This window comes from Methanococcoides sp. (assembly GCF_030594565.1).
Taxonomy (GTDB): domain Archaea; phylum Halobacteriota; class Methanosarcinia; order Methanosarcinales; family Methanosarcinaceae; genus Methanococcoides; species Methanococcoides seepicolus.
In genome coordinates this window covers 1-7,565 of sequence record NZ_JAUVEY010000107.1, presented here as the reverse complement: position 1 = coordinate 7,565, position 7,565 = coordinate 1, and the positions used below count along the sequence as shown (strand labels likewise).

Below are 7,565 nucleotides of genomic sequence, written 5' to 3'. Positions count from 1 at the left end.
CGAGATTCTCCACATTGTCCTATGAGCTTCATACCCCAACGTTACCATTGGCGCGTGTCATAATAGGATTAACCCAAATGGAAGGGATAGCGTTGCCGCAATTCATGTTATAACTTCTTGTCGCACCTTATCCTAACAGATGGTTTGGATTAGATTTCCAAACTTCTCCATATTGTCCTATGAGCTTCACACCCTGACGTTACCATCAAGGCATGTCATAGTAGGATTATCCCAAACGGAAGGGATAGCGTTGCCGCAATTCATGTTATAACTTCTTGTCGCACTACCCACGCGATGTTAAAGAGAAATTTTATTATTAGATCTGCTGTTATAATTTGATTTACATATTTGTAACAAAAAAGTTAGGAAAGGCTTTTCATCTGTATTTTTGTGTCTATTTAACACAAACGATGAAGACTTCTCATTGTTGTTCTTGATTGAAAATTTATTGGTGTATAGGGTTGATCAAACCCTTTTCACACACATTTCTTTCAATAATCCTTCCATCTTGAAGATCTCATCCATATTCTCGGCTAAGAGTATAACAGCAAAATCACCGGACAACGGTAATGTATCGCAGCTAAAAGGAAATACGGAATTTAATTTTTTGCCATCATAGATTAGTGGCCCAATACGTTCAGTGAGCTCAATAAATGAACATGCAGCTGTTTTGATCTTTATAAATTTCCAGTATGGGATGGGAGATATCAATTTTTCAATATTATCTACGATCATGCTCACATAGGAGGAACCATTAAAACGAGCGTTATTTTCAACAGGAAATATGCCATCATCTGATACGATATAATCGACACCGACTACACCCCGATATCCAAATTCAGCCATATTAGTTACAATTTTTGCAGATGTTTTTGCAATGTAATTTGAAATTTCTGGGGAGGCATCTTTTCCTTTGAGTGTACCAATGTGTACCATCCCTCTTTCGCATATTTGATCCCGCATGCCAAGAGAGTTTATATTACCATCTCTGCTGATCACCCACTGATCATTCGGAGAAGATGAGACATTCAGAAAAGGCTCAATGATAACAGATCTTTCACCGCTAACTGCAATTTCATGATATATTTCAGAAATATCATTGCCTTTAGTTTTGTACAACGACATATCGGCTTCACCCAAAGTTCCGCGAATAATAACAGTTTCGCAGGTTGACAGATATCCGTTTATGATGTTTTTCATATCTGTACAATTTTCATTGTCTTCAGGATTCATTTCAAATGAACTGCCTTCAACAACATCGATGTCCAATTGTTTACATACGGTCTTAAAAACGGACTTATCATTATATTTTAGTGTTGCAGTTTCAGTTGCTCCAAAAAGATCAGCTTCAAGAACTTTTGCAGCTTCAGTTTCCATATGCCCTGAAAACCATGGTACATATACAGGTTTTTTCCCGCTCTGCCTGATATATCTTTTAACTGGTTCAGGATCATTAACGATGAGTTCTGAGAGTGACATTTCTCTTGAGTGAGCACTATATTCTACGATATGATCCGACCCCAGACCATGGGAACGCAGCCATTTATGATACTCGGAGTCCAGCTTTCCGCGTAGAACTACCACATCATCACGGCGTGCTACCGGAAGCGCTCGATCACATTTTGAATTAACGGATGCATCACGGCGCGGGAATTGTGAAAAACGATCTGCTCCGTAAATTATTAGCTCATTGTCGTTGTTTGAGATACATTTTCTGAGTGATTGATATTTATACATTAATTCTTCCATTTTTTAGATAAGTAATTTTTATAATTCGTCAGCAAGAAGACCACTATTTTTAAACTCGCACAAAATCATAGATTTAATGCGAGTTTCATTTCATGGAAAACATCCAGATTAATCTGGATGTCTTGCAGTGTAACTGCAAGATGAAATAGGTGGATGAATTGCGTAAACAGTTATTTATTTTTATTTCTGATATTATTATTAGTATTAAAACGTATGTTGCAATATGCGGAAATCTTACAAATTCCGTCTGCACTTGACCAAAGAACAGGGGGCTGGCAAGTATGTAGAATTGGTTAACCCATACAACACATCACAAAAATGCAGCATATGTGGGAACATCGTCCCGAAAGGTCTATCGATCAGGGTTCACAAATGTCCGAAGTGTGGAATTGAGCTTGATAGGGATGTCAATGCCGCTATTAATATTCAAAATATATGCACCCTCGGGACTACGGAGAGAGCTTGTGGAGTCACGGACGTTGGTATGGGGAAGCAGAAAACCACCTGTTTTAATAGGTGGTAGCACTGTTACTTGCCCCACAGTATCCAGCCATAGATGATTGTTAACGCCAGGGTATAAACCAAGAGAGCCGAAAACCACCTGCCGGAAAACTTGGGTGTTCGAATTGGTGCTATATTAAAGACAGCCATTATCATAAACAGTGCATATAGAACGACTAAAAAGGTCGGCTGGCTGAAAAAACTGTTAAACAGGAAGACAAAAGCAAGAATTAGGACATTGTTGTCAAGTGCCAATCCCATGTATGTCGAATCATCGATCAGGCCGAAAACATTGAAATAACTCAACCGTATTGCACTGACGGCGACGATCACGAACGCTCCGGGTAGGAACCATGGACTGAATTCTCCATAGCTCAAGAGAAATACAGCGGGGCAAATGCCAAAACTTACAATATCTATCAATGAATCAAGCTGTCCCCCGAAAGCTCGATATTCATCAGTTCGCCCCTTCATCCGGCGAGCAATGAGTCCGTCACCCCAGTCAAAAACAACTGCCCAGATCATTCCAATTATAGCAATTGGTAAATTGCCTAATATGGCATAGTATATACTAAGGACTGCACACAATAGTCCTGCAAGCGAACAGATATTTGGAAGGTCTCGGGCGAAAGCAAGCATTCCTGTCTGATGTGATCGTTGATTCTCTGGACCGTTCATCAGGCTACTTCCACATTATTCAAGTCAATGACATCTACCAATGCTTCAACCAATTTGCAATTTTCGGCTTCAGTACGGCTGGCAATACGAACATAACGGCTAGAGTCAGGTAGAGTCTTGTCCTGGCAGTGTTTTATGTACATGTTATGCTCAATGAACAATCTACGTGTGAGCTCAGGACCACTCTGTGCGTGATCTGGCAGGCGGCAGAAAATAAAGTTTGCATCGGGTTTGTAGACCGTCATTCCCGGGATAGCACACAGTTTTTTATACAGATTATCCCTGTCGATACGTACCTGCTTGCAGCTTTCGACAAATTCCGGTCTGTAATCGGGCAATATCCGCAGAAACTCTTCGGCAAATCCGTTGATATTCCATATATGTACGCCTTCCCTTACAGATTCAGCAAATGCTAAATTTGCAGTCAGCATATAACCGATCCGGATCCCGCAGATACCATAGGCTTTGCTCATGCTTTTAAGGATCGCTATATTTGGATAACGTTCGAGTTCATTCTCCAGGGTTGTCTGTTCCGGGTCATGTACAAAATCCAGGAAGGATTCATCGATGATCAACATACAGTCATGGTTTGCAAGTTTTTGTGCAAGAGATATCAGATCGGACTTGGGAACCAGAAGAGATGTTGGATTATTAGGTGTTACCACGACAGCAACATCTGCTTTGACCCTGATCGCTTCAGCAGCAAACTTGTCCACATCCAGTTGAAAGGATGGAAACTCAAGAGGAAATTCAACTACTCGGTCTGCAGGTGCTGCATTCGCATATTCATTAAAAGATGGCACTGGAACGATCAGCTTGTTGGATATGTGGCCGGAGATGATCTTGATAAGTTCGGCAGCACCATTTCCCACAACGATCCTTTCAGCAGGTTGATGGATCACATCCCCTATAAGACCGGCAAGTGCATCCTGTGCAATCGGATAGTTAAGGACAATGTCGTGAATTTGATCTTTAAGGCTTGTAAAAACTGCCTCTGGCGGGAAATACAGATTGTAAAGATAAGCATGATCAATAAAGTCATGGCGATAGTAACCACCATGCTGTCCGGAAATGAATTCGTATTTTTCAGTTTGAGTCTTGTAATTATGTTGCATCATGTATTATTTCCCTTAAATGATTTTGATGTGGCACTTCATTTTTTAAAGTCTTAACCTCACGAATTGGCTTTAAATTGAAAGAGTTGGACTGAGGCAATGGCTTTAAACCGGAAAGTGAACGAACGATCCTCCCCTTCACCCCGCATTTTGATTGTTGGAAAAACGGCCTTGATCTTCCAGAGGTATGCGGTTTGGCGTCGTAAGGAATTATTGTTTCGTATTTGTCCGCCTAAAATAGTGTCTCCGCCTTTGCCAGATCTGCAACTGTATCGATCTCATACCATCTTTTGCTGTCAAAAGAGACTGTTTTAAGAGCGAGACTATCATCAGCCACCATTTCTGCAAATACGGTTTCATAATAGTCGTTTACTCTGCCAGCTGAAATGTACTGGTCCAGTCTTTCTGTAATACGATGCCATGAAGAGAGCGAAAAACTGTAAATGTTAACAGTCTTGTATCTGATCTCATCAAGAGCTTCTGCAATCCCGTTATGGAATTTCTCAACATTTTGGGAGCTATTGACTGTGACAGTGGAACCATTCAGCCACGGTTCCATGCGTGCAATGGCAATTCTATCAGGAGAACACATTTCATCCAGAAGGGATCCGTCAAAAACAAGATCACTTTCAATAAGTAAGAATGGCTCATTAATAATATCACGTGCCATCCAGAGTGAATATATGTTATTGGTGGTCGCATAAAGGGGGCTTGTAATAAAATCAATTTCCATGCCGCAAGCCCGCGTTTCTAAAAAGTCACGAATACATTTTTCCTGGTATCCTGTGACCACAACAAGACGTTTGAAGCCTTGCTTTTTCAAATTGATGACAAGTCGTTCAAGAATAGACGCCTCATGGACCATTGTGAGGCATTTCGGTGTGTCGCGTGTCAGAGGATAAAGACGGCTGCCCTTTCCGGCTGCCAATAATAATGCTGTAGTTATGGTCCTATTACCACGATTACTGTGGTCTGAGTTCATTGTATATCCGATTGTGTTTTTTCCATCCTATATAAAGGAGTTGTTACTACTTAAGGAGGGTGGTGGGAATCTCGGTCAATTCTGCCTCAGCTGCTAAATTAATTTAAAGATGGATATGTTGAAATCATCAAGTCATTTCAACTTGCTGAAATCATCTTACAAAAAAACAGGTAGAAAAATCTGCAATGGTCATTGGACTGATATACAGGTATTTTCTACAATCTTTTTTAATTTTGTATCGGCCAATCAATCGTCTCTCTTGATGTTATATTGTAGCCGATAATGCTAAAGTCATTTATATCAGAAATCTCTTCTTTTGAAAGACCGGTGGTATTCAATTCCACCTGACCGCTGATCTCTACCAAAGATGTTCCGTTTATGGTCTTTTCCACAACTATAATGTTGTTTTCGGTCACTACCATTTTTGAGAAATTTTCACTGAAAATTGGTTCTACCGAATTTACGTATACATCTCCATCCCCGGAATTATACAATGTGATATCATAAGACCAGATGAAAACGTCAGTATTGTTTTCATCAGCGAAACGCCCACCGGCTGACATTTCCGGTACTTGTATACCATCGGGAGCCTCTTCGCTACTTGCCATATCATTAACACTATATCCAATTACTATTCCTAAAAAAAGTATAAGCAGGCCATATGCAACTGTCTTATCCATTTAACAAAACCCCCACTGAAAAAATTTAATCGTCCTCTCTTGTCGGACAGGCACACATTCCAAGCAATGCTTCCTCGCTTGTCTGGGAACCACGTCCTATCAGAATATCGCCTTCCTTAACTGTTGTTTTGGCACTTGGGCTATATACCCAACGTTCAGCACGTTTGACTGCCATGATATGGATCCCGGTCTCAGTGCCCAGCTTCAGTTCGCGGTATGACTTTCCAATGATGGGTGAACAGCCTTCGACCCGAAGCTTTGTTATCACTTCATCTGATTCACGCACAGCGATCGTGATGACGGGGTGAAGGTCTATATCTCGAAGGACCGTATCGGCAATTCCGTAAGCAGCATCGGAAATCGATTCGGATGCATTTGCAAGATGTAGCAGCCCTCTCAGCTCGTTGACATCGGAAACATGTTTAGCTGTTTCAAGTACCCAATGCTGGAGATCGTATTTCATCTCATCCATTTCACGCTCAAGAGCTTTTACTTCTTCAGCGATATCAGTATTGTCAAAGAGCAATGCAGAATAAGCAAGTCCTACAGCAAGTTCTGCTGTGTTCTTCATATCGACAATGATATCTACTGCTTTATCGAGGTCGTTCAAACCCTTCTCATGTTCAACCCTTCGGGGAACGTACTTTTGTGTGGTAGCAAGTTCAACAAGCAGAGGCACACCTTCATCATGTCCTCTTGCAAAGATCACATCATGTGCACGAATACGGGTATCGCGGTGCGGATCATATACCCAGTCGGTATGTCTTCGAATAGCGATTACCCACATACCGGTCTCGACCTCAAGTTCGAGGTCTCCAAGTGTGGAACCCACCATCTCGGAATTTTCATTGATCGTAACACGTACAATGGTCTCTTCGGCTTCCCTGAGAGCTAATTTAAGCTCAAGTGGAATTCCCATATCCATCTCGATTATTTTGGCAATATCTCCGGCGGCGTTTGCAATATTCTCTGCAGAAGCTGCTACCTGAAGGACACCCACCATATCTTCGGCTTCCTCTATCCTGCGTGTACTCAGCATAGCTGCCATTTTCATATGATAGTGGAGTGTATCCATCTTCTCTTCAAGATCGAGAACTTCCCCTGAAATATCCTCATCGTCATAGACCATTGCGGAATATGCAAGATCGACCATCAGTTCGGATGTATCTTTCATTTCGATAAGGAGATCCTTAAGGTTCCTTGGGATGTACCTAATTACTTTTGGACTCATTTTTTGTGTTCCGTATTATCCTTATTCATTAAATGTAATTTATTATATATTGTAATTGTTAATGCCTTTAATTATTCTCTTTTAGTTATTAGTACATATCTTTTATATATTCTTCATTGAAGCTCTCTTTTAGAATTTCAGATGACATTAAACAAATATAATGTTGAAAATATGGCTGTTATTCCGACAAGGTCCCCCAATGTTGCTATCACAGGTATGACCGTATCATCCGGATCAATTCCGAACCTGTGGGATGCAAAAGCAATGCCTATGGTGGCAGAGAAGACCGCCAGAAGTTCGAGCGTTCCGGAGATCGTACATATCTTAAAAAGCGTAAAAAGTCCCAATGGACTGTTTCCAAACCCGGACATCATCCATGCAATAACGCTCAATATCACAGATGCGGTGATACCGACAATGAATGCTGCTATCACACTGTTCCTTACAACCGGGTTCTTGTGTATGTGGGTCGTTCCGATACCCATATGGAAAGCAGATGAAAGTCTTGCACCGAGTATACTTCCGGTGTCACCGCCGATCTTAATGAGCGCAGGTACCAATAGAAGTATGGTCGGGAGGGATATCAGATTATCAAGTTCCGAGTTCAGTATCTGACCCGTAACAACCCC

At 41.2% G+C, this 7,565-nt stretch carries 8 protein-coding genes; 1 reads left to right on the top strand and 7 read right to left on the bottom strand.

What is annotated here, in order from left to right:
- Nucleotides 1–465: 465 nt before the first annotated feature.
- Nucleotides 466–1,737 carry a hypothetical protein gene (locus QAS77_RS08955; protein WP_305065045.1) on the bottom strand — a complete coding sequence of 424 codons (1,272 nt, stop codon included), beginning with the start codon at nt 1,735–1,737 and terminating at the stop codon, nt 466–468.
- Nucleotides 1,738–1,972: 235 nt separating this feature from the next.
- On the opposite strand from QAS77_RS08955, the gene QAS77_RS08950 reads away from it, so the two are divergent.
- Nucleotides 1,973–2,272 (top strand): transposase, encoded by a 300-nt coding sequence (locus QAS77_RS08950; RefSeq protein WP_305065043.1) that lies wholly within the window; start codon nt 1,973–1,975, stop codon nt 2,270–2,272.
- A 5-nt stretch (nt 2,273–2,277) separates the two neighbouring features.
- Here QAS77_RS08950 and QAS77_RS08945 read toward each other — a convergent pair whose 3' ends face one another.
- The 6 genes from QAS77_RS08945 to QAS77_RS08920 all read right to left on the bottom strand — a co-directional run.
- Nucleotides 2,278–2,928: a CDP-alcohol phosphatidyltransferase family protein gene (locus tag QAS77_RS08945; protein WP_305065042.1), complete on the bottom strand. Its 651-nt coding sequence runs from the start codon at nt 2,926–2,928 to the stop codon at nt 2,278–2,280.
- Complete coding sequence (locus QAS77_RS08940; protein ID WP_305065041.1) at nt 2,928–4,046, bottom strand: pyridoxal phosphate-dependent aminotransferase; 1,119 nt, start codon at nt 4,044–4,046, stop codon at nt 2,928–2,930. Before QAS77_RS08940 ends, QAS77_RS08945 begins: the two co-directional genes overlap by 1 nt.
- Before the next feature lie 229 nt (nt 4,047–4,275).
- Complete coding sequence (locus QAS77_RS08935) at nt 4,276–5,025, bottom strand: phosphocholine cytidylyltransferase family protein (RefSeq protein WP_250868231.1); 750 nt, start codon at nt 5,023–5,025, stop codon at nt 4,276–4,278.
- 227 nt (nt 5,026–5,252) lie between these two features.
- Nucleotides 5,253–5,705, bottom strand: coding sequence for a hypothetical protein (locus QAS77_RS08930; RefSeq protein ID WP_305065039.1), 453 nt, complete (start codon nt 5,703–5,705; stop codon nt 5,253–5,255).
- A gap of 25 nt (nt 5,706–5,730) precedes the next feature.
- Nucleotides 5,731–6,936 (bottom strand): potassium channel family protein, encoded by a 1,206-nt coding sequence (locus tag QAS77_RS08925; RefSeq protein ID WP_305065038.1) that lies wholly within the window; start codon nt 6,934–6,936, stop codon nt 5,731–5,733.
- A 137-nt stretch (nt 6,937–7,073) separates the two neighbouring features.
- The coding region (locus tag QAS77_RS08920) for a magnesium transporter (RefSeq protein WP_305065037.1) at nt 7,074–7,565 on the bottom strand (492 nt) is incomplete at its 5' end.

Bases quoted from the DNA above. Each gene is read 5' to 3' on its own strand.
- QAS77_RS08955 (WP_305065045.1), bottom strand. From the start codon at position 1,737: ATGTATAAATATCAATCACTCAGAAAATGTATCTCAAACAACGACAAT.
- QAS77_RS08950 (WP_305065043.1), top strand. From the start codon at position 1,973: ATGCGGAAATCTTACAAATTCCGTCTGCACTTGACCAAAGAACAGGGG.
- QAS77_RS08945 (WP_305065042.1), bottom strand. From the start codon at position 2,928: ATGAACGGTCCAGAGAATCAACGATCACATCAGACAGGAATGCTTGCT.
- QAS77_RS08940 (WP_305065041.1), bottom strand. From the start codon at position 4,046: ATGATGCAACATAATTACAAGACTCAAACTGAAAAATACGAATTCATT.
- QAS77_RS08935 (WP_250868231.1), bottom strand. From the start codon at position 5,025: ATGAACTCAGACCACAGTAATCGTGGTAATAGGACCATAACTACAGCA.
- QAS77_RS08930 (WP_305065039.1), bottom strand. From the start codon at position 5,705: ATGGATAAGACAGTTGCATATGGCCTGCTTATACTTTTTTTAGGAATA.
- QAS77_RS08925 (WP_305065038.1), bottom strand. From the start codon at position 6,936: ATGAGTCCAAAAGTAATTAGGTACATCCCAAGGAACCTTAAGGATCTC.